We start from the raw sequence: 19,628 nt of genomic DNA, 5'->3' as shown, positions 1-19,628 counted from the left end.
CCAATCGTCACGGGTCCCGTCGCGGCCACGGTAGGGGGAGGAGGTCGAACCATGAACCCTCGTATCAGCCCGAACGAAACACCCTTCGTCGACGTGACAGAGTTCGGCACTTCGGGCGTCAGCGGAAAGTTGGGCGGCACCCTGGCCGATACCGCCGGTGTGGAACAGGAAGAGCTGACCATGCGCGCGGCACACCTGCGTCAGATGGTGAACGACCTGGCCGCCTCACACGGCCCCGGGACCGACGCGGTGTGCGAGATCGCCGTGGAGGTGTGCAAGGTGGACTGCTCCGCCGTTCTCATCGGACGCGGCGAGAGCCGGGGAGCCCTGCACACCACCGACCGGACCGCGGCGTCGATGGAGGACCTGCAGATCACGGTGGGCGAGGGTCCCTGCGTGGACGCGTGGGAGACCCGCGGACCGGTGCTCACTCCCGATCTGGACGAGCCCGAGGCGGCGGACCGCTGGCCGGGATTCGCCTCGCTGGCGCGGATCGCCGGGGTACGCGCCGTCTTCGCGTTCCCCCTCCAGGTGGGCGCCGTCCGCCTGGGCACCCTCTCGCTCTACCGCGGGCAGCCGGGTGGTCTCGGCCAGGACGAGACGCGGGACGCGCTCCTGCTCTCCGGCATCGCCGTGGACCAGTTGCTGGCCCTGTCGGAGGAAGCCGGCACGTCCGGCCCCCAGGAGATCGGTGTGGGCGAGGACAGCCTGAAGATCTATCAGGCCACGGGGATGGTCGCGGCACAGCTCGGTGTCGGCGTCGAGGAGGCGTTCGCGCGGCTGCGCGGCCGCGCCTTCAGCGAGGGCAGGCCCCTGTCCCACGTCGCGGGCGGGGTCCTGGACGGAACCGAGGCGTTCACGGCCGCAGAGGAAGGCAACCACGGTTCCCCGCCCTCCGCCGAACACGACGAGGACAGGTGAGGAGCGTCCGCCATGGCACGCGAAGAAGCACTGATCACGGCATTTGTCGATCTGGCTGACACTCTCGTCGAGGAATTCGACGTGATCGAGTTCCTCAACCGTCTCGCGGGGCACTGTGTCTCCCTGCTGGACGTCGAGGCAGCGGGCATCCTGCTGACCAACCCCCAGGGCCGCCTGCATCTGATCGCCGCCTCCAGCGAGAAGGCCCGGCTGCTGGAACTCATGCAACTGCAGGGCTACCAAGGTCCGTGCGTGGCCTGCTACACGGAACGGCGCCGGATCGACTACAACGACGCCGACCCGAAGGCGCCCGTCACGGACCTGCCCTGGTCCCGGTTCGCCAAGGCGGCCCGGCAGGAGGGGTTCCACAGTGTGTGCGCCCTGCCGATGAGGCACAACGGACAGGTCATAGGCGCGCTGAATCTCTTCCGCATCGAGCCCGGCATCCTCGACGAACGCAACGCGATGCTCGGTCAGGCACTGGCCGACATAGCCACGATCGGCATCCTGCAGGAGAGGGCGTCGCGGCAGCGCGAGGTGCTGGCCCAGCAGCTCCAGCACGCCCTGGACAGCCGCGTCATCATCGAGCAGGCGAAGGGATTCCTGGCGCACCGGCTCCAGGTCTCGCTGGACGACGCGTTCCACGCCCTGCGCACGGTGGCTCGCAACGGCAACCGCAAGCTGGTCGACGTGGCACTCCAGGTGGTCACCACTCCCGAGTCCGTCGTCCCGAGACGTCCCGTAGCAGACCCCGCGGCCGAAGAGAGCTGACAGCGGCGCCGGTTCACACGAACCGGCGCCGCCGGGGTTTCGGCCCCGCATCACCCGGAGGACTGAGAATCGAACAGACCGGCCAAGTGCCCCGTTCCCCCGCGCCGACGGCCGATACGGAGCTAACGTGGCTGGTGAACGGGCCTTCACCCAGGTGACGGGCTTCATGTCAGGTGCCGCTCCAGACCCCGGCGGACGCAGGACCAAGGCTTTGCCTCGGCCAGGAGCACTCGTGCACCTCCACACCGTATGCACCGTCCATCCCGACCACGTCCTGGTGTCCCTGCACGGTGACGCGGACGTGCTCACCGCGCCCCTCCTGCGCCAGGCGTTCGGCACCGCCCTGCGCCGGGCCGAACACCGCTATGTCGTCGCCGATCTGTGCGGTGTCGACTTCATGGACCACAGTGGTGCCCGTCCGCTCGTCGAGGCCGACCAGATCCTGCACGTGCAGAGCAGACGCCTCTGGCTGGCCTGCCTGCACAGCCGTACCGCCCGCATACTGCGCGGCATCCGGCTCGACGACTACTTCCCCGTCCTGCCCGTGACCGTCGCGGTGCCACGGTGCCAGCACTTCGATCCCGGGTGGCGGCGCTGGACGGCGGGGGGCGACGGGGCCGGTGGCTCGGACGGCATGGATCGCCCGCTGCCCCGTCCGTCCGGCAACCGGGACGCCTGGTGACGGACCCGGGGGTGCCCCGGCCGGCCCCGGCGGCGCGCCCTCCGTGCCGCCGGGGCTGCGTCGCCGGGGCGCCCCCGGGTGACGAACCCGTGCGGGGCGTCACGGCACTAGCGGTAGAAGCGCACGGCGTCGGCGGTCCCCTGGGCGTCGAGTTCCAGCACACCGCCGTCCGGGGTCACGTACACCGTCCCCGCGGTGAACCTGTGGTGCCCGGTGCCGTCCGGCAGGCGGGTGACCGGGGTGACGGCGCCGGTGCGCGGGTCGATCCGGAGGAGCTGGGCCGGTCCGGAGGTGGAGACGGCGTACACCGTGCCGTCCTTCCCGGCGGACCGGGCGAGCGCGGCACCGGGGCGGCTCCACAGCTTGACACCGGTGGTGACGTCGTATCCGCCGATCCCGTCACCGGCGGAGTCCTCGGCCGGGGTGACCAGGACGTCGCCGACGAGGCGTGCGGAGCGGTCGGCGTCCGACTCGTTGCCGGACAGCACGGCGGTGTTGCCGACGGCGAGCTTGCGGGTGCCCCCGGAGGAGGTGAAGACGCGGACGCTGTCCTCCGTGGGGGTGTGCAGCGAGGCGATCAGCGGTGAGCCGGTCAGGATCTGCTTCACCACGGTCCGGGTGCTGCCGGTCCGGGTCCACAGCACCTTCCCGGTCTCGCCGTCGTACGCGCTGAAGGTGTACTTCTTCTGCTGGTCGGCGCAGTAGTCGTTGACCAGGACGACGCCCTCCGCGCCCCAGTCGAGGGCGTTGCAGTAGGCGCCGCGGGCCCGGTAGCCCCAGACCCGGTGGCCGGTGCGGATGTTCAGGCCGCCCAGGAAGTTCTCGCTGACGACGGTGGCGACGTCGCCCTGGACGAAGGTCTGCGTGGCCGTCGCGGTGGGGTGCTTGCCGTCGACCAGGGGCACGCTCCACAGGATCCTGCCGGTGGCGGTGTCGACGCCGGCCAGCGAGGTGCAGGAGTGGCCGTCCTCGCCGAAGGCGACCGTGCCGATGCCCTGGTCGGCGGGGCGCGGGGACATGGCGCACGGCACGGTGCCCTGGACCGTGGGGGTGGTCCGCCACATCTGCTTGCCGTCGGACAGGCGGTAGGCGCTGACGCCGCCGCGGGTGGAGGCCCGGACCAGCAGCGTGCCGGTGTTCCAGCTGCCGACCAGTTCGTCGTCCGAAGCGGGCGCGGGCACCCGCCAGGCCTGCGTGGCCTGCTGCGTCGCCACGGGGACGGTGTCCGCGTCCCGCAGTGCCACCGCGGTGCCGCTCGCTGCCGCGAGGACGGCGAGGGCCAGGACGACCTTCATCGCACCCCGGCCCCGGCCGCGCCGCTGCGCAGGCGGGGCGTCCGCGGCCCCGGTCACGGCGGCAGGCGAGGACACGGTCCCGGAGCCGGAGGCCGGGGAGGCCGGCATGCTTCCGGTCGGAGGGGCCGGGGGGGCCGGCTCGGCGAACGGAGCGGGCGCCCCGGTGTGCGGGGCGGCCGCGGGCGTGGGGACCGGTGCCGCGGCCTGCTCACGGCCGGGAAACGCTCCCGGCCGGTCGGAGCGCGGCCGGTCGGGCTGTACCCGGCGGACCGGTTCCGCCGTGACCGGCGTACGCGGGCGGAATGCCCAGCCGGGTTCCGGATCCTGGGAGCCCTGCCCTGCCGACCGTTGTTCCGTCATCTCGTCCTTCCAACTCCGCTCGGTCGTCCGCGCCTGAGCGGAAGACACCGCTGACGCCCCATCGTCGATTCGTGCCGGCCGGGCCCGCCGCCCGGCCGTCCCTGCGGCCGGACGGCGCCGGCCCGCGGATTCAGTCGCCTGTGAACGGGTGGCCGAAGCCCGCCCGCGCGGATTCCACGCGGAAGGCGGCCTGGGCGCCGAGTGAGGTGTCGATGCGCCAGTCCGTCGGTTGGGAACTCCCCGGCCAGGTCTTGCGCTGGTCGTACCAGACCAGGCCGATGACGCCCGCGTCGTGGGCGCCCTTGAACAGGTCCCGGATCTGCGCCTGCTTGCTGCTGCCCTGCGCGACCCCGGTCTCGGTGATCAGTACCGGCTTGTCGCAGAAGCGGGCGATCTCCTTCAGGGTCGGGGTGAACAGCGTGGAGAAGGCGACACCGTCCACGGGGCCGTAGTAGCCGACGACGCCGACCCAGTCGACGTAGTCGTTCCCGGGGAAGTAGGTGTGCAGTTCGCCCTTGCTGGCCGTGTCGACGACGTGGGGGTTCCACACCCAGATCACGTTGGTGACGCCGAGTCGGTGGAAGACGTCGTGGAGGTGCCGCCAGGCCCCGACGAAGTCGGAGGGCTCCTGGTGGCCGGGGCCCCAGCCGTTCCACGGGCTGTTCATCTCGCCGGCGAAGGAGAGGGCCAGCGGCCCCCGGTAGGCGGCGACCTGGCGGGCCAGCCTGCGGATGTAGGCGTCCTCGGCGCCCTCGGCGACCCGGGCCAGCGAGGTGTCGACGGGCACGAGGGCGAGCATCGGAAGCTGGCCGTGCTTCCAGAGGAAGGCGTTGCCCTCCGGGTCGAAGTCCTCTCCCCAGGAGGTGTAGTACTCACGTATGTCGGGGGCGCGCCCCGCCTGTTCCGTGAACGTCTTCACGATGCCGTACTGCCAGGGCGTCTTGTTGTCGACGACGCCCAGCATCCTGCCCGACGGGCGGAGCATCGACGACACGTCGAAGGGGGCGGTCGCGGGGGAGGCGGACGCCCTGCCCGTCTCCCGGGTGTCCCCGGCAGCGCCCTGGCCGCCGAGCACATAGGCGGCGACGAGGCCGGCGATGGCGAGGGCCACTGCGGCCAGGAGGTAGCCGGGGCGAGGACGTCTGGCCATGCGTGGGGCATCCGATCGGCAGGTGGACGGGGTCGGGGGCCCGGATTCTACGAGGCCTCCCCATGTTTTCCATATCTTGTCTCGATATGATCACAGGCCGCCCGTCAGAGCATGACAATTCGAACATCCGGGCCCTTGTACATAGTTAGCTCCAGTACTTTCAACGCGCTCTGGAGTCCGCGGCGACGCGATCATTGAAAGCCGAGGTCCTCGGTGACCAGCCCATCCCCGCAGCCCGACCCGTCTCCCGTCTTCGTGGACCGGACGGGGCGGCGCGGCCGGTTTCTGCGTGGAGCCGGCTGGGTGTTCGGCGTGGTGTGCGTCGGATGCTTTCTGGCCATGATCTCCGGCCTGGTGGGCACCCAGTCGCAGGCCCCGCCGTTCGCCGTCCCGGGCACGGCCGACACCACGCCGCCCAGTCAGTTCGTGAACGCGCCGCTGCCGGCACCCCCGAACTCCTCGCGCACGGCCGGGCACACGGCCGAGGCGTCAGCCGCCCCGAGCCCCTCCGCCACCGACGTCACCTCCGCCACCGACGTCACCTCCGGCACCGACGCCGCCTCCGGCACGGGCGGCACCACCACCGGCAGTGGCACCGGGGCCCCCTCGGGCACGGGCACGGGCACGGGCACGGGCACGGGCACGCCGAACGGTGACGCGGGTACCGGAACCGGAACGGCCACGGGGTCCGGAACCTCCACCGGCACCGGCGGGGACACCGGAACCGGTGGCGCCGGCAGCACCGCGGGGACCGAAGGCGCCGGGACCGGGACCGGAAGCACCGGCACGGCGGGCACGACCGGCAGCACCGGCAGCACCGGCACCGGCGGTACGGACGGCGGCGCCGGCACCACGGACACCGGTGGCGGCACCTCCGGCACCACTGCGGGTGCCGACTCCGGGGCCGCCGACCCGGCGGCAGCGCTCCCCTGACCCCGACCGGCACCGGCCACGACCGACACTCCCCCGCCCCGCGAAGACCACCACCTGGAAGTGCATGTCCCGCCACCAACGCTCCCGGCGTTCCCCTCTGCGCTCACGCCGACTCGCAGCGCCCCCCTTGCGCTTCTTCCTGCCGCTCACCGTGCTGATGACGCTGATGGCGCTGATGGTGCTCCGCGGCATGGCGAACAACGAGGTCTTCCACGACGAACGCACCGCGGTCTCGGTGGACAAGGGCACGGTGCCGCCCGGTGTGCTGCAGGGCGGGCCGGTCGTCGACGCGCGCGGTGACAGGAACGACCATCCGGTCAGCTACACGATCCCCGAGAAGACGGTGGTCCTGAGTTTCGACGACGGCCCCTCCGCGCAGTGGACGCCCAAGATCCTCACGGTGCTGGCCGACGAGGACGTGCGGGCCGACTTCTTCGTGACCGGCTCGATGGCGACCCGCAACCCCGAGTTGATCCGCCGGATCGTGGCCGGCGGACACGAGATCGGGCTGCACACCTTCACCCACCCCGACCTCGCACTGCAGACCAGCACCCGGCTCACCTGGGAGCTCGGCGAGACCCAGCTCGCCCTGGCGGGCGTGGCGGGCATCCACACCACCCTGTTCCGCCCGCCCTACTCCTCCACCGTCGACGCCCTCGACGACTGGAGCTGGCCGGTGACCAAGGAAGTCGGCGCCGACGGGTACCTGGTCAGCTTCATCGACAAGGACACCGACGACTGGAAGCGGCCCGGTGTCGACGCCATCGTCAAGGCGGCCATGCCGGACCTGCCCGGCCAGGGCGAGATGGTGCTGATGCACGACGCGGGCGGCAACCGGTCGCAGACCCTGGCCGCGCTCCCCCTCATCATCAGGAAGCTCAAGGCCGAGGGCTACACCTTCAAGACCATCGGCGAAGCGCTCGGCACCGGCCCCGCCAACACCCGGGTCGACGGATACGACCTGTGGGCCGGCAAGGCGTTCCTGTGGTGCACGTCCTTCGCAGTGCGCCTGATGCCGTGGCTGGTCGTCCTGCTCGCGGTGGTCGGGACCCTGGTGTTCCTGCGCTTCGCCCTGATGCTGGTGCTGTCGGTCATGCATGTCCGGCGCACCCGGAAGCGGGGCTTCACCTGGGGTGATCCGGTGACCGAACCGGTCACCGTGGTCGTGCCCGCCTACAACGAGCAGGAGTGCATCACCAACACCCTGCTCTCCCTGGCCAGGAGCGAGCATCCGATCGAGGTGATCGTCGTCGACGACGGGTCGACCGACGATACCGCCGCCATCGTCGAGGAGCTGGACCTGCCCATGGTCCGGCTCATCCGGCAGCCCAACAGCGGCAAGCCGGCCGCCCTCAACACCGGTGTGGCCGCGGCCTCCTACGACCTGGTCGTCATGATGGACGGCGACACCGTCTTCGAGCCCTCGACCGTGGGCGAACTGGTGCAGCCGTTCGCCGATCCGCGGATCGGAGCCGTGGCGGGCAACGCCAAGGTCGGCAACCGCGACACGCTGATCGGCGCCTGGCAGCACATCGAGTACGTCATGGGCTTCAACCTCGACCGCCGGATGTACGACGTGCTCGGGTGCATGCCGACCATCCCCGGCGCCGTCGGCGGCTTCCGCCGCTCCGCGCTGGAGCAGGTGGGCGGGATGAGCGACGACACGCTCGCCGAGGACACCGACGTGACGATGGCCCTGCACCGCGGCGGCTGGAAGATCGTCTACGCCGAGAAGGCCCGCGCCTGGACCGAGGCGCCCGGCAGCCTGCGCCAGCTGTGGTCCCAGCGCTACCGCTGGAGCTACGGCACCATGCAGGCGATGTGGAAGCACCGGCACGCGGTGCTGGAGCGGGGCGCGGCAGGGCACTTCGGCCGGGTGGGGCTGCCGTTCGTCGCGGTGTTCATGGTGCTCACGCCGCTGCTCGCGCCGGCGATCGACGTCGCCATGCTCTACGGGGTGATCTTCGTCGACCCGTACACGACACTGGCCGCCTGGTTCGGCGTGATGGCCCTCCAGGCCGTGTTCGCCGCGTGGTCGTTCCACCTGGACGGCGAGAAGTACTGGCACCTGATCACGCTGCCCGTGCAGCAGGTGGTCTACCGGGTCCTGATGTACATGGTCCTGCTGCAGTCCTGGATCACCGCCCTGACCGGTGGCCGGCTGCGCTGGCAGAAGCTGCGCCGCACCGGCGAGGTCGGCCTCGACGTCACCATGGGGGAGATGCCGTCATGAGCACCACGGAACCAGTCCGGGCCGGATTCACGGTCGACTCCGACACCATGGCCCTGAGGGCGTTGCCCGGCACCCTGATCACGCCCTCCGGACTCGTGCTACCGGCCGAGCCGGATCCCGCCCCGGCCGAACCCGTGACCCGGAAGCCGGGCCGCGACCGCTACCTCGACCTGCTGCGGGCGATGGCGCTGGTCCGGGTCGTGATCTACCACAACTTCTCGTGGACCTGGCTGCCGCTGGTCTTCCCGTCCATGGGCGTGATGTTCGCGCTCGCCGGGTCGCTCATGGCCCGGTCCCTGAGCCGGCCGGCTCTCGGCGTCATCCGGTCGCGCCTGCGCCGTCTGCTTCCCCCCATGTGGATGTTCGGCGCCATCGTCGTACCCGCGATGATCCTCGACGGCTGGGGCCCGGACTACGACGGGCATCCGAACTGGTGGTGGGGCCACCTCGCGTTCTGGATCCTGCCGGTGAGCACCCCTCCGTTCGCCGACCATCTGGGGGGTTTCGGCGGGCACCTGCCGGCCACGTGGGCGGAGCAGATCGTGGTGCCGCTGTGGTACCTGCGCGCCTACCTGTGGTTCATGGTGCTGTCGCCGCTCATGCTCAAGGCCGTACGCCGGACGCCCTGGGTCACCATGGTGCTGCCGCTGGCTCTGTCGGCCGTGCTCAACTCCGGCCTGGTCGACCAGTCCGGCCGGATCATGGAGACGGCCACCGACTTCACCACCTTCGGTGCCTGCTGGATCCTCGGCATGGCCTACCACGAGGGCGTGTTCCGCCGCATACCCGCCTATGTCGCACCGTCGATCGCGCCGCTGCTGCTCGCCGTCGGCTACTGGTGGCTCCAGCAGGCCCCGGTCGACCAGCCCCGTATCGGCCCCGACATCGAGACGGTGCCGCTCGCGCAGGCGATCTGGTCCTTCGGCAGCGTGCTCCTGCTCCTGCACCTGAGCCCGTCCTGGGAGAAGTGGCCGCCGCGGCTGGAACGGTTCAACGGACTCGTGAGCCTGCTCAACTCCCGCGCGGTCACCGTCTATCTGTGGCACTCCGTGGCCCTGGTGCTGACCGAGCCGCTGATCGAGCCGCTCTGGGACAACACGTTCTTCTACACGCATCTGCACTGGCTGCTCACCAGCCAGTGGTTCCCGCTGATGGTCGCCGTCCCGCTGATGGTGCTGTCGCTGCTGCTCTTCGGCTGGGTCGAGGACGTCGCCGCCAAACGCCGTCCCCGGCTGTTCCCGTACCCGCGGCGGCCCAAGGGCCAGCGGCGGAAGTAGTGCGCCCGGGCAGGACGAACCGGGGCAGAACCCCGCCGCCTCCGACGATCCCGACCGCGTGTGACGAAGGCCACAGCAGGGGGCGGACTTTTCGCTGCGCGCACTGATTGATCTGCGCATCCCCTCCGTACGTTCTGATGACCGGGCTGCTCACGTCAGGAGGCGCCATGCCCATCTCCCGCCAAACGATCGGCACCGTCGTCGTCGGCGGCGCGCTGGTTCTGACTCTCAGCGCCCTCGCGTACCCGTCCATGCTCGGCGTGCAGAACGCCAGTAACAACCAGAGCCGCATCATCGCCAACACCGAGTACGGCCCGCTGACCGAGGCCGACCGAGACTTCGTGGTCAAGGTGCGCTCCGCCGGACTCTGGGAGTACCGGCTCGGGGAGGACGCGATCAAGCAGGGCGCGACCAAGCCCATGCGGGAGGCGGGGGAGCATCTGGTCGTCGGACACGCTCTGCTCGACGAAAGCTGCCGAAAGATCGCTCCGGTACTGAACATCACCCTGCCCAACGAGGCCACCGCGCAGCAGCAGCAGTTCGTGGCCACCGTGGAGTCCAAGTCCGGCATGGAGTTCGACTCCACCGCCGCCAACATCATGCGCGTGACCCACGGCCAGATCTTCCCGGCCATCGCCAAGATCCGTGCCACGACCCAGAACACACTGGTACGCCAGCTCGCCGACCAGGCCAACGAGGTGGTCCTCGACCACATCGCGTCGATGGAGAAGACCGGCCTGGTCAACTTCGACCAGGTCAACTTCCAGGAGACCACGCCGCCCAAGCTCCCCCAGAACCAGCTGACACCACCCGCGCCGCAGCCGGGGTCCCCCATCGTCAAGCTCGCGGCGCCCAAGGGCATCAAGAACTTCTACTCGACCACCGTCCACGTGCCCTGACCTCCCCGACCGTCCACGGACGCACCCCCATGCGTACACCGGAGCCACACGGCGGAACCGGTAGCGGCAGCGGGCACCGCCCCGTGTCCACCCGTCGGCCGGCCGGGCACGGCGCGCCGCTGCTCCCCGTCACCGATGCGCGACGCACCCTGCGCGGCCCTCGTGACCGTGGCGCGGATGCCGCCGGAGCCCGCGTGGTCCCCCAGGCCGCCGCTTCGGCGCCGGGGCACGAACCGGGACTCCCCGGCCCACTGGTACCGCAGCAGGCAATGTTCGCCCCGTCGCGGCGCCCGCCGCGGCACTAGGCTGAGGGCCGTGGCGAGAGTGCGGTTGAGTGTGGCCGAGCGGCGGGAGGAACTGCTCCGGGCCACCGTCGAGCAGATCGAGGCACGGGGCGTGGCGGCGGTGAGGATCGCCGATGTGGCCGCGGCGCTCGGGGTGAGCAACGCCCTCGTGCTCTACCACTTCTCCACGAAGGAGAGGCTCGTCGCCGCGGCGTTCGCCCACGCCGCCCAGGACGATCTGGCCCGGCTGCGCCGTCTGCTCGGGCGCCGGACCACCGCGCTGCGCAGGCTGCGTTCCGCTGTGCGCTGGTACGCGCCGACCGGACAGGCCAAGGGCTGGCGGCTGTGGATCGAGGGCTGGTCCGTCTCGCTGCGCGAGCCCGCCCTTCGGGAGGTCACACGCGACCTCGACCGGCGGTGGAAGGCCTCGATCGCCGAGGTGGTCGCCGAGGGTGTCGCGGCGGGCGAGTTCACCTGCCCCGACCCGGCGCAGACGGCACTGCGCCTGACCGCCCTGCTCGTCGGCCTCGCCGTGCAGATGACCGCCTATCCGGGCGCCGTGTCCCGGTCCCGCGCGCAGAGTTGGGTGGACGAGGCCCTGGCACGCGAACTGGGCTTGGAGCCGGGGACCCCGGCACCGCCGCGCTGACGTGGGACGGTCACCCCAGGACGCCGGCCGGAGGATGCGTGGAGGGCACCGCGGGGCATCCGTCACCGGCGTGGCCGGTACGGCGGAGCTCCGACCGCGGGTGCGGGTGCCGGGCTGGCCGCGGTGGGCGCCGGAAGGGCGGGCGCGGTGGGCGCGGTCGGGTGGTCCGGCCACTTGGGCGCCGGGCCCGGCGGACGGTGTCGGGCCCGCCGGAAAGGATCGACGGAGGGGATTCCCCCGTGCCGGGGAACCGCGCGACACCGGCCCGGCGGCGGCGCGCCCGGGGACCACGGCTCCGGCGCCCGGCCGTCCCGCACGCCCCGCACCGTCGTCAGGCCACGGAGGCGATCCGCGTCCTGATGTCGTCCGGGGACAGGGTCCCCTTGGCGGTGACGTGGTCGCCGGAGGACTCCCCGCGCAGCCGGCGCCCGATCCAGGGCACCAGGTACTCGCGCGCCCAATGGACGTCATCACGCCGCACGTCCAGGGTGCCGCGCGGCGGCAGCGGCGGCCACGACTGCTCCGGGTCGGCCGGCACCGGGAGGCCGAGTGCCTGCCCGGCGCGCAGCGCCACCCGCGTGTGCCCCTCGGGCGAGAGGTGCAGCCGGTCGTCGTCCCAGGCCCGGCGGTCCTGCACGGACTTCAGCGACCACAGGTCGAGCACCGGGCAGCCGTAACGGTCGGCGATGGCCCGCACATGTCCGTTGTAGGTGGCGATCTTCCCGCGCAGGTGCTTCAGGAGCGGGACGCCGCGGGTGTCGAACCCGGTCGTCACCATGACCGTGCCGGCCGCCTCGGTGAGCAGCGCGATGGCCCGCTCGAAGCGCTCGGCGACCTCGTCGGGGTCCGTGCCGGGGCGGATGATGTCGTTGCCGCCCGCGCAGAACGACACCAGGTCCGGCGCGAGTTCCGCGGCCCGGGGAAGCTGGTCGGCCGCGATCTGGTCGAGTAGCTTCCCGCGCACGGCGAGGTTCGTGTAGGTGAAGTCGCCCTCCGGCTGCCGGTCCGCGAGAAGTACGGCGAACCGGTCGGCCCAGCCGACGAACTGCCCGTCGGGGCCGGGGTCGCCGACGCCCTCGGTGAAGCTGTCCCCCACCGCCACGTACGACCCGATCACTGCCCTGCTGTCACTCTTCGAATCGTCTGCCACAGCCGTCCATGATTCACCCTCCAATGTGACCTACGCGACCGTAGGCAGGGGTTGACGGACGGTGAGATAAGCCACTCTGCAAGCTGGGCCGGACGGGGAATAGATCGTCGCCCCGGGCATGCCGGCAGGCCGGACCCGGGGATGAGGTCCGGCCTGCGGCGGTGCGTGGGTGTGGGTTGCGTCAGCCGACGGCCAGGCCGTGCGAGCGCAGGTAGGCCACGGGGTCCACGTCGGAACCGTAGTTCGGCGTGGTGCGGATCTCGAAGTGCAGGTGCGGGCCGGTCACGTTGCCGGTGGCGCCGGACAGCCCGATCTGCTGGCCCGCGCCGACGGTCTGGCCGGCCGAGACCGACAGCTGCGACAGGTGGGCGTACTGGGCGTAGTAGCCGTCGTGCAGCTTGATGACGACCTGGTTGCCGTAGGCGCCGCCCCAGCCCGCGGAGACGACGGTGCCCGACGCGACGGCCTTGAGGGAGGTGCCGGTGGGGACGACGAAGTCGACGCCGGTGTGGTAGCCGCTGGACCACATGCTGCCGGCCACGTGGTAGCCGGTACCCACGGAGGCGCCGGCGACCGGGAGGCTGTAGCCGGTGGCCACGGCGGGCTTGGCGGCGGTGACGGTCTTTGCGGCGGGCTTGGCCGCGGAGGACTTGGCCGCCGAGGTCTTCGTGGACGGCTTCGCGGCGGACGGCGCGGAACTCTTGCCCGTCGCCGCCTTCTTGCCGAGCACGAGCTTCAGACCGGGGTGGATCAGGGACGGATCACTGCCGATGGCCGCGCGGTTGTCCGCGTAGAGCTTCTTCCAGCCGCCGTTGACGTGCTGGTCGTGGGCGATCTTCGACAGGTAGTCGCCGGCCTTGACCGTGTAGTGCCGCACAGCGGTGCTCTTCACGGTCGCCTTCTTCTGGACGACCTGGGAGACGGCCTTTTCCGGAGCCGACTGCGGCGTGGCGGCGTGGGCGCCGGTGGCTCCCAGCAGCGGGAGGGCGAGTGCGGCGCCGCCGGTGCTGGCGACGGCGATGGAACGGGTGAAACGCAGAGCCTTGGGACGGCGGTGCTTACCCTTCGCGGGCATGGCGAATTCCTCTCCGGCGCCTGCGAGGTGAGCTGTCGGGTGCGGACTGGAGATGTCCGGCCGCGCGCTCGGCGCGACTTGACCCCTAGCCGTTCCGGAGACCGGAACAGGCGGTCGAACCTGTGGGTCCCCCGCTCCTGCCGGGCACGGGTGAGTGTGTGCGGGCCCCGGGCGGCGGCAGGATTCGGCGTTCCGCCCGGATCGGTGTGGAACGTAAGCGAGCAAGACGCACAGGGACAAGCGCGGGGTTCCACGGGTACCCATTTCGCATGATCGGCGGACAGAATTACCGGTCACCCTGCGTGAATTCCGCGCCGCGCACCTTGACCAATTCACCAGGAAAGAGGCACGAATTACGTGAACATGCCGCGCGACGGACGGTCACGATTATGACGCTCCTCACGCAGCCGCCCGCCATGCCCCCTTATTCCGGGCCGAGTTGGAACGAAGTCAGCAATTCGGACAGAAGAGCCAGATGGGACGATGGCGGAGAAGTCTCGCGCCCGGGTCACATCTCACGCCGATCGGAGGTCCACGGCGCGGCAAACCGTCCCTTCGGTGAACTTCGCACGGCTCGCCGTCGGCAGCGAGACGGACGGCACGGGCGCGCCCGTGGGTTCCGGTGGCGGCCACGGGCGTCCCGCCGCAGCCCCCTGAAGCATCACGCCCCCTACGCACACGAACCGTACGATCACGCACCGCCATCATCGCCAGGCACGCACCGGCTCGGCAACGCCTGTGGAAAACCCGCCGCACCACCCCGCACGCCCCCTGCGTGCCCCTGTGGGCAACCCGTTGCCCCAGGTATCCGTGTCGTATGGTCGAGAGGCATCCCCGCCGAGCCGCGCCGGCGGGCCGAGTGGGAGGAGCCCTTCGTGACGCAGCAGGTGCCGTCGACCGAACCGGAGCTGGCCGGAGTGCGCAACTTCCGCGACGTGGGCGGGCTGCCCACCGCGGACGGGCGGCGCATCCGCCACGGAGTGCTGTTCCGCAGCGGTCACCTCGCGCACGCCACGCAGGAGGACGCCTCGTTCCTGTCCTCGCTGGGCCTGCACACGATCTTCGATTTCCGCAATGCGGCCGACCAGAAGCTGGAGGGCCCGGACGTCGACCTGCCCGGCGTGCGGAACGTGAACCTGCCGCTGAGCGACCCGGCGGACGGCGCCGAGTTCTGGAAGATGGTGCGCGACGGCGACATCGGCCAGCTCCGCGCCATCCTCGGCGACGGCAAGGCCGCCGGCCGGATGGTCACCTCCTACCGGATGATCATCCGGGAGCGCACCGCCGAGCACTCCCGGGTCCTGCACGCGCTGGCCGAGGACAGCGTCCCCGCCCTGATGCACTGTGCGGCGGGCAAGGACCGTGCGGGGCTGTCCATAGCCGTCACGCTCCTCGCGGTCGGCGTGGAACCGGACGCGATCCTCGCCGACTACCTGGAGTCCAACGCCAAGCACCGCCGCTACAAGGTGCACCGCAGCAACGGATCCGGCGACGCCTACTCCCCCGAGGTCATGGAGTTGCTCAGCCCGCTGTTCGACGCGCGCGCCGAGTACCTGACGGCTGCGGTCGAGACCATCGAGGAGACGTGGGGCGGCGTGGAGACCTACCTCTCCCTGGGGCTGGGAGTCACCGCCGAGACCCGAGAACGGCTGCGGGACCGCCTACTGGACTGAGCATGACCGGCGGGGGCGCTACTGCCCGGCGCCCACCTCGAACAGCAGCCAGATGAACGCGGCCAGGACGTGTCCCACCGCGATGTAGATGATCAGCCGGATCCACAGGCTGCGGGGGAACCTCTCCTCGCGCTCGCTCATGGCGTCTCTCCAGGGGTGGGGCCGAGGCACAGTGCGGCCGTCGGGCTCTGCAACAGTGTGTGGACGAACAGCAGCTCCACCCCGTCCGCGTCCTGCGCGGCGAGGCGGTGCGGGGTCAGCGAGTCGAAGTGCGCGCTGTCGCCGGGTGCGAGCCGGTGCGTGGTGTCGCCCAGGCGCAGCACGAGCCGCCCGGTGAGGACGTACAGCCACTCCTCACCGGGGTGCACCCGCACGATGTCGCCCTGGGAGCCGTGGGGGACGTGGACGCGCAGGGCCTGCATGCCGCGGCCGGGGGCGCCGGCCTGCCAGTAGGTCCAGCCGCCGGCCGCCGTCGGCTCCATGCCGGCGTGGCGCACGACGGCGTCGCGGTCGGCGACCGTCTCGCCGAGCAACTCCGACACGGTCGTGCCGTAGATGCGGGCCAGCGCGAGCAGCATCGGCAGCGAGGGCTGGCGCTGTCCCGTCTCCAGCCGGGAGAGGTGGGCGGGCGACAGGCCTGCGGCGCGGGCCGCGGCCTCCAGGGTGAGACCGGCCCGGCGCCGCAGGGCCCGCAGCTGCGGCGCCACCACGCTCAGGGCTTCGGGGGAACTCATGCCTCCATTCAGCCCGAGGCTTGCCCCTGCGGCAAATTTCTTGCCTCAGAGGCAAAGGGGCCCGGTCAACGTCCCGAGACCGCCTGTTTGGCGAGGGTCTTGCCGAAGTCCCAGACGAGGCCGCCACCGTTGTGTGCGTCGTCCATCACGGCCCTGAACGCGCCCACGAAGCGGTCCACGTCCCCCTCGTCGATCACCAACGGCGGGATCAGCTTGATCACCTCCAGGTGGTCACCCGAGACCTGCGTGAGGATCCGGTGCCGCTGGAGCAGGGGCACCACGACCATCTGCGCGAACAGCCCCTTGCGCGCCGCCTGCAGCATCGCCCACCGGCTCCGCAGCCGCAACGACCTCGGCCGCCCGAACTCCACGCCGATCATCAAGCCCCGCCCCCGCACGTCCGCCAGCAGCTCGTACTCCCCCACCAGCTGCGCCAGCCGCGACTTCAGCAGCTCGCCCGTCGCGCGCGCACGCGCGACGATGCCCTCGTTCTCCATCACCCAGAGCACCGCCAGCCCGGCCGCCATGGCCTGGGCGTTCGACCCGAAGCTCGCCGAGTGCACCAGCACCCGGTCCATCGACGAGAAGACCTTCTTGAAGATCCAGTCCCGTCCCAGCGTCGCCCCGACCGGCACGTAACCGCCGGACAGCGCCTTCGCCACGCACACCAGATCCGGCTCCACGCCCTCATCGTGCTGGTAGGCGTAGAAGTCACCCGTGCGGCCCAGACCCGTCTGCACCTCGTCGGCGATCAGCAGCGCCCCGTACTTCCGCAGGAGCTCCTGCGCCCCCCGGAGATAGCCCGGCGGCGCCTCGTGCACGCCCTTGCCCTGGACGGGCTCCACGATCAGCGCCGCCACGTCTCCCCGCCGCAGCTCTCGCTCCAGGGCGTCGAGGTCGCCCAGCGCCACCGCCCCGTCCGGCAGCAGCGGCCCGAACCCGTCCCGGAACGACGCCTCGCCGTTGACCGACAACGACCCCACCGTCAGCCCGTGGAACGCATGCTCGCAGTACAGCACCCGCGACCGGCCGGTGGCGCACCGGGCGAACTTCAGCGCCCCCTCCACCGCCTCGGTCCCGCTGTTACCGAAGAAGACCCGATCCAGATGCGGACTGTGCACCAGCAGCCGCTCCGCCAGCAGCCCCGGCAGGGGAGGGCAGTCGAAGCGCGTCAGGTCCGCCAACTGCAGGTCCAGCACGTCGTGCAGCGCCTGCCTTACCACGGGATGGTGCCGGCCGAGCCCCATCACCCCGAACCCCGCCAGCATGTCCAGGTAGTCGTTGCCCCCCGCATCCCAGAAGTGCGCGCCCTCGGCCCGCTCGTACACCTTGTCGAAGCCGATGGTGTGCAGCATCCGCGGCAGCTGATGGTTCAGATACCTGCTGTGCAGCTCGTAACGCTCGGCGCCGCGCGCGGCCAGCAGCGCACCCAGGTCGAAGGGGGCGGCCTGCGACGACGCGGATTCCGCGGTGGTCATTGCTGTCTCTCCTCGGGCAACTGTTCCTCGTCGGCCGGGCCGGTGTCCCGCACGGCCAGGCTCGCGCTGATCCGGCCCGCCACCTCGACGGGGGTCAGCCCGATGTCGGCCAGCACCTCGCCCCGCTTGGCGTGCGCGAGGAACTGGTCGGGGATGCCGAACCGCCGCACCGGCACGTCCACGTCGGCGTCGCCCAGTGCCAGCGCCACCGCGCCGCCGACCCCGGCCGCGCGGCTGTTGTCCTCGACGACGGCGACCAGGCGGTGTCCGGCGGCGAGGCGGGGCAGCGCCGGATCGACGGGCTTGACCCAGCGGGGGTCGACGACGGTGCTCCGGATGCCCCTGGCCCGGAGCAGCTCGGCTGCCCGGAGGCAGACCGGCGCCATCACGCCGACGGCGACGAGCAGCACCTCGGGGTGTTCGTCGCGGTGCAGCACGTCCAGGCCGCCCACGCGGTCCACGGCCGGGATCCGCGGTCCCACGGACTCCTTCGGGAAGCGGACCAGCGTCGGCGCGTCGTCCACGGCGACCGCCTCGCGCAACTGGGCACGCAGTTGGTCGGCGTCGCGCGGCGCGGCGATCCTCAGGCCGGGGACGACCTGGAGGATCGACATGTCCCACATGCCGTTGTGGGAGGGACCGTCGGCGCCGGTGACACCGGCACGGTCCAGCACGAAGGTGACACCGCACCGGTGCAGGGAGACGTCCATCAGCAGCTGGTCGAAGGCACGGTTGAGGAAGGTGGCGTAGACCGCGACGACCGGGTGGAGGCCGCCGGTCGCCAGGCCGGCGGCGGAGACGGCGGCGTGCTGCTCGGCGATGCCCACGTCCCACACCCGGTCCGGGAAGCGTGCGGCGAACTTGCCTAGGCCGACCGGGTGCAGCATGGCGGCCGTGATGGCGACCACGTCGTCCCGTTCCTCGCCGATGCGCAGCATCTCCTCGCCGAAGACCGACGTCCAGGACGGGCCGGCGGCCGGGGTGAGCGGCTCGCAGGTGCGCGGGTCCATCACGCCGACGGTGTGGAAGTGGTCCTCCTCGTGGGCGAGGGCCGGTTCGTAGCCGCGCCCCTTCACGGTGAGGCAGTGCACGAGCACGGGCCCGTGGAAGCGCTTGGCGCGCCTGAGCGCCGACTCGACGGCCTTGATGTCGTGGCCGTCGATCGGGCCGACGTACTTCAGTCCCAGGTCCTCGAACATGCCCTGCGGGGCGAAGGCGTCCTTGAAGCCCTTCTTCGCGCCGTGCAGGGACTCGTAGAGGGTGTTGCCGACGACCGGGGTACGCAGCAGCACGTCCTTGCCCCAGGCGAGCACCTTCTCGTAGCTGTCGGTGGTGCGCAGGGTGGCCAGGTGGTTCGCGAGGCCGCCGATGGTGGGGGAATAGGAGCGCTCGTTGTCGTTGACGACGATGATCAGCGGCCGGTTCTTGGCCGCCGCGATGTTGTTCAGCGCTTCCCAGGCCATGCCGCCGGTGAGGGCGCCGTCGCCGATGACGGCGACGACATGGCCCTTCTCCCCCTGCACCTGCCGTGCCTTGGCGAGCCCGTCCGCCCAGCCGAGGGCGGTGGAGGCATGGCTGTTCTCGATCACGTCGTGCTCGGACTCCTCGCGCGAGGGGTAGCCGGACAGGCCCCCCTTGCCGCGCAGCTTGGAGAAGTCCTGACGGCCTGTCAGCAGTTTGTGCACATAGCTCTGGTGGCCGGTGTCCCAGAGGATGCGGTCGACGGGCGACTCGAAGACCCGGTGCAGGGCGATGGTGAGTTCGACCACCCCCAGATTGGGCCCGAGGTGGCCGCCGGTCCTGGTGACCGCGGTCACCAGGAACTCGCGTATCTCTTCGGACAGTTCGCCCAGTTCCGCCTCGGACAGCGCCTTCAGGTCGCGTGGTCCCCGGATGTTCTCCAGCATGCTCACCCTCGGCCCCCTCTCGGTCCGTGCCGTGTTTTCAGCTCACCGTGACTGCCGGTTTCCCCGTGTCCGCGAGGGAGTCGTGCTCCGTCTGCGCGGCGATCTTCATCGCCTCCTCGATGAGGGTCTCGACGATCTTCGACTCGGGGACGGTCTT

17 protein-coding genes, 1 pseudogene and 1 riboswitch are annotated in these 19,628 nt (G+C 71.2%); of the genes and pseudogenes, 9 read left to right on the top strand and 9 right to left on the bottom strand.

Annotated elements, in window-relative coordinates:
- Positions 1–51 precede the first annotated feature (51 nt).
- The 3 genes from I3F54_RS28515 to I3F54_RS28505 all read left to right on the top strand — a co-directional run bounded on the left by I3F54_RS28515 (position 52) and on the right by I3F54_RS28505 (position 2,374).
- Complete coding sequence (locus tag I3F54_RS28515; RefSeq protein ID WP_240121799.1) at positions 52–921, top strand: GAF and ANTAR domain-containing protein; 870 nt, start codon at positions 52–54, stop codon at positions 919–921.
- 12 nt (positions 922–933) lie between these two features.
- Entirely contained in the window at positions 934–1,692 is a 759-nt protein-coding gene (locus I3F54_RS28510; RefSeq protein WP_240121798.1) for a GAF and ANTAR domain-containing protein, read from the top strand.
- Positions 1,693–1,924: 232 nt separating this feature from the next.
- On the top strand, positions 1,925–2,374 hold the full coding sequence (locus I3F54_RS28505; RefSeq protein ID WP_240121797.1) for an STAS domain-containing protein: 450 nt from the start codon (positions 1,925–1,927) through the stop codon (positions 2,372–2,374).
- A 107-nt stretch (positions 2,375–2,481) separates the two neighbouring features.
- Here the strand turns inward: I3F54_RS28505 and I3F54_RS28500 are convergent, their stop codons facing one another.
- Positions 2,482–3,726, bottom strand: a complete 1,245-nt coding sequence (locus I3F54_RS28500; protein ID WP_240121796.1) for a PQQ-binding-like beta-propeller repeat protein — start codon at positions 3,724–3,726, stop codon at positions 2,482–2,484.
- A gap of 433 nt (positions 3,727–4,159) precedes the next feature.
- Complete coding sequence (locus I3F54_RS28495) at positions 4,160–5,179, bottom strand: glycoside hydrolase family 26 protein (RefSeq protein WP_240121795.1); 1,020 nt, start codon at positions 5,177–5,179, stop codon at positions 4,160–4,162.
- A gap of 213 nt (positions 5,180–5,392) precedes the next feature.
- Between I3F54_RS28495 and I3F54_RS28490 the strand changes: the two genes are divergently transcribed.
- From I3F54_RS28490 to I3F54_RS28470, 5 genes are all read left to right on the top strand, one after another.
- On the top strand, positions 5,393–6,112 hold the full coding sequence (locus tag I3F54_RS28490) for a hypothetical protein (RefSeq protein WP_240121794.1): 720 nt from the start codon (positions 5,393–5,395) through the stop codon (positions 6,110–6,112).
- A 64-nt stretch (positions 6,113–6,176) separates the two neighbouring features.
- A complete protein-coding gene (locus tag I3F54_RS28485; RefSeq protein WP_240121793.1) occupies positions 6,177–8,345 on the top strand; it encodes a bifunctional polysaccharide deacetylase/glycosyltransferase family 2 protein in 2,169 nt (722 codons plus the stop codon).
- Positions 8,342–9,622 (top strand): acyltransferase, encoded by a 1,281-nt coding sequence (locus tag I3F54_RS28480; RefSeq protein ID WP_240121792.1) that lies wholly within the window; start codon positions 8,342–8,344, stop codon positions 9,620–9,622. The genes I3F54_RS28485 and I3F54_RS28480 overlap by 4 nt, the downstream gene beginning before the upstream one ends.
- 167 nt (positions 9,623–9,789) lie before the next feature.
- Positions 9,790–10,521 (top strand): DUF4142 domain-containing protein, encoded by a 732-nt coding sequence (locus I3F54_RS28475; protein ID WP_240121791.1) that lies wholly within the window; start codon positions 9,790–9,792, stop codon positions 10,519–10,521.
- 315 nt (positions 10,522–10,836) lie between these two features.
- Positions 10,837–11,454 carry a TetR/AcrR family transcriptional regulator gene (locus I3F54_RS28470; protein ID WP_240121790.1) on the top strand — a complete coding sequence of 206 codons (618 nt, stop codon included), beginning with the start codon at positions 10,837–10,839 and terminating at the stop codon, positions 11,452–11,454.
- Between the two features lie 331 nt (positions 11,455–11,785).
- Here the strand turns inward: I3F54_RS28470 and I3F54_RS28465 are convergent, their stop codons facing one another.
- Positions 11,786–12,571: an SGNH/GDSL hydrolase family protein gene (locus I3F54_RS28465; protein ID WP_240121812.1), complete on the bottom strand. Its 786-nt coding sequence runs from the start codon at positions 12,569–12,571 to the stop codon at positions 11,786–11,788.
- Between the two features lie 214 nt (positions 12,572–12,785).
- Complete coding sequence (locus tag I3F54_RS28460; protein ID WP_240121789.1) at positions 12,786–13,679, bottom strand: LysM peptidoglycan-binding domain-containing M23 family metallopeptidase; 894 nt, start codon at positions 13,677–13,679, stop codon at positions 12,786–12,788.
- Between the two features lie 4 nt (positions 13,680–13,683).
- Positions 13,684–13,842, bottom strand: a riboswitch (cyclic di-AMP (ydaO/yuaA leader).
- A 712-nt stretch (positions 13,843–14,554) separates the two neighbouring features.
- Here I3F54_RS28460 and I3F54_RS28455 point away from each other — a divergent pair.
- Positions 14,555–15,352, top strand: coding sequence for a tyrosine-protein phosphatase (locus tag I3F54_RS28455; protein WP_240121788.1), 798 nt, complete (start codon positions 14,555–14,557; stop codon positions 15,350–15,352).
- Between the two features lie 18 nt (positions 15,353–15,370).
- Here the strand turns inward: I3F54_RS28455 and I3F54_RS28450 are convergent, their stop codons facing one another.
- The 5 genes and pseudogenes from I3F54_RS28450 to I3F54_RS28430 form a co-directional block, all read right to left on the bottom strand.
- Positions 15,371–15,493, bottom strand: coding sequence for a DUF6126 family protein (locus tag I3F54_RS28450; protein WP_240121787.1), 123 nt, complete (start codon positions 15,491–15,493; stop codon positions 15,371–15,373).
- Complete coding sequence (locus I3F54_RS28445; protein ID WP_240121786.1) at positions 15,490–16,086, bottom strand: helix-turn-helix domain-containing protein; 597 nt, start codon at positions 16,084–16,086, stop codon at positions 15,490–15,492. Before I3F54_RS28445 ends, I3F54_RS28450 begins: the two co-directional genes overlap by 4 nt.
- Before the next feature lie 65 nt (positions 16,087–16,151).
- Entirely contained in the window at positions 16,152–17,564 is a 1,413-nt protein-coding gene (locus I3F54_RS28440; protein WP_240121785.1) for an aspartate aminotransferase family protein, read from the bottom strand.
- Positions 17,561–19,477 (bottom strand): 1-deoxy-D-xylulose-5-phosphate synthase, encoded by a 1,917-nt coding sequence (gene dxs / locus I3F54_RS28435; RefSeq protein ID WP_240121784.1) that lies wholly within the window; start codon positions 19,475–19,477, stop codon positions 17,561–17,563. Before dxs ends, I3F54_RS28440 begins: the two co-directional genes overlap by 4 nt.
- Before the next feature lie 31 nt (positions 19,478–19,508).
- Positions 19,509–19,628 (bottom strand): annotated as a pseudogene (locus I3F54_RS28430) (4-hydroxy-3-methylbut-2-en-1-yl diphosphate synthase); the annotation flags it as partial.

The sequence above is a fragment of the Streptomyces sp. MUM 2J genome (genome assembly GCF_022414535.1).
Classification (GTDB): domain Bacteria; phylum Actinomycetota; class Actinomycetes; order Streptomycetales; family Streptomycetaceae; genus Streptomyces.
Note: the sequence above shows the minus strand (reverse complement) of the source record. Positions and strands in the feature narration are given on the sequence as shown.

Excerpts from the sequence above, each read along its gene's own strand:
- I3F54_RS28510 (WP_240121798.1), top strand. The coding sequence starts at position 934 with ATGGCACGCGAAGAAGCACTGATCACGGCATTTGTCGATCTGGCTGAC.
- I3F54_RS28480 (WP_240121792.1), top strand. The coding sequence starts at position 8,342 with ATGAGCACCACGGAACCAGTCCGGGCCGGATTCACGGTCGACTCCGAC.
- I3F54_RS28460 (WP_240121789.1), bottom strand. The coding sequence starts at position 13,679 with ATGCCCGCGAAGGGTAAGCACCGCCGTCCCAAGGCTCTGCGTTTCACC.
- I3F54_RS28515 (WP_240121799.1), top strand. The coding sequence starts at position 52 with ATGAACCCTCGTATCAGCCCGAACGAAACACCCTTCGTCGACGTGACA.
- I3F54_RS28495 (WP_240121795.1), bottom strand. The coding sequence starts at position 5,179 with ATGGCCAGACGTCCTCGCCCCGGCTACCTCCTGGCCGCAGTGGCCCTC.
- I3F54_RS28485 (WP_240121793.1), top strand. The coding sequence starts at position 6,177 with ATGTCCCGCCACCAACGCTCCCGGCGTTCCCCTCTGCGCTCACGCCGA.
- I3F54_RS28450 (WP_240121787.1), bottom strand. The coding sequence starts at position 15,493 with ATGAGCGAGCGCGAGGAGAGGTTCCCCCGCAGCCTGTGGATCCGGCTG.
- I3F54_RS28445 (WP_240121786.1), bottom strand. The coding sequence starts at position 16,086 with ATGAGTTCCCCCGAAGCCCTGAGCGTGGTGGCGCCGCAGCTGCGGGCC.
- I3F54_RS28440 (WP_240121785.1), bottom strand. The coding sequence starts at position 17,564 with ATGACCACCGCGGAATCCGCGTCGTCGCAGGCCGCCCCCTTCGACCTG.
- I3F54_RS28475 (WP_240121791.1), top strand. The coding sequence starts at position 9,790 with ATGCCCATCTCCCGCCAAACGATCGGCACCGTCGTCGTCGGCGGCGCG.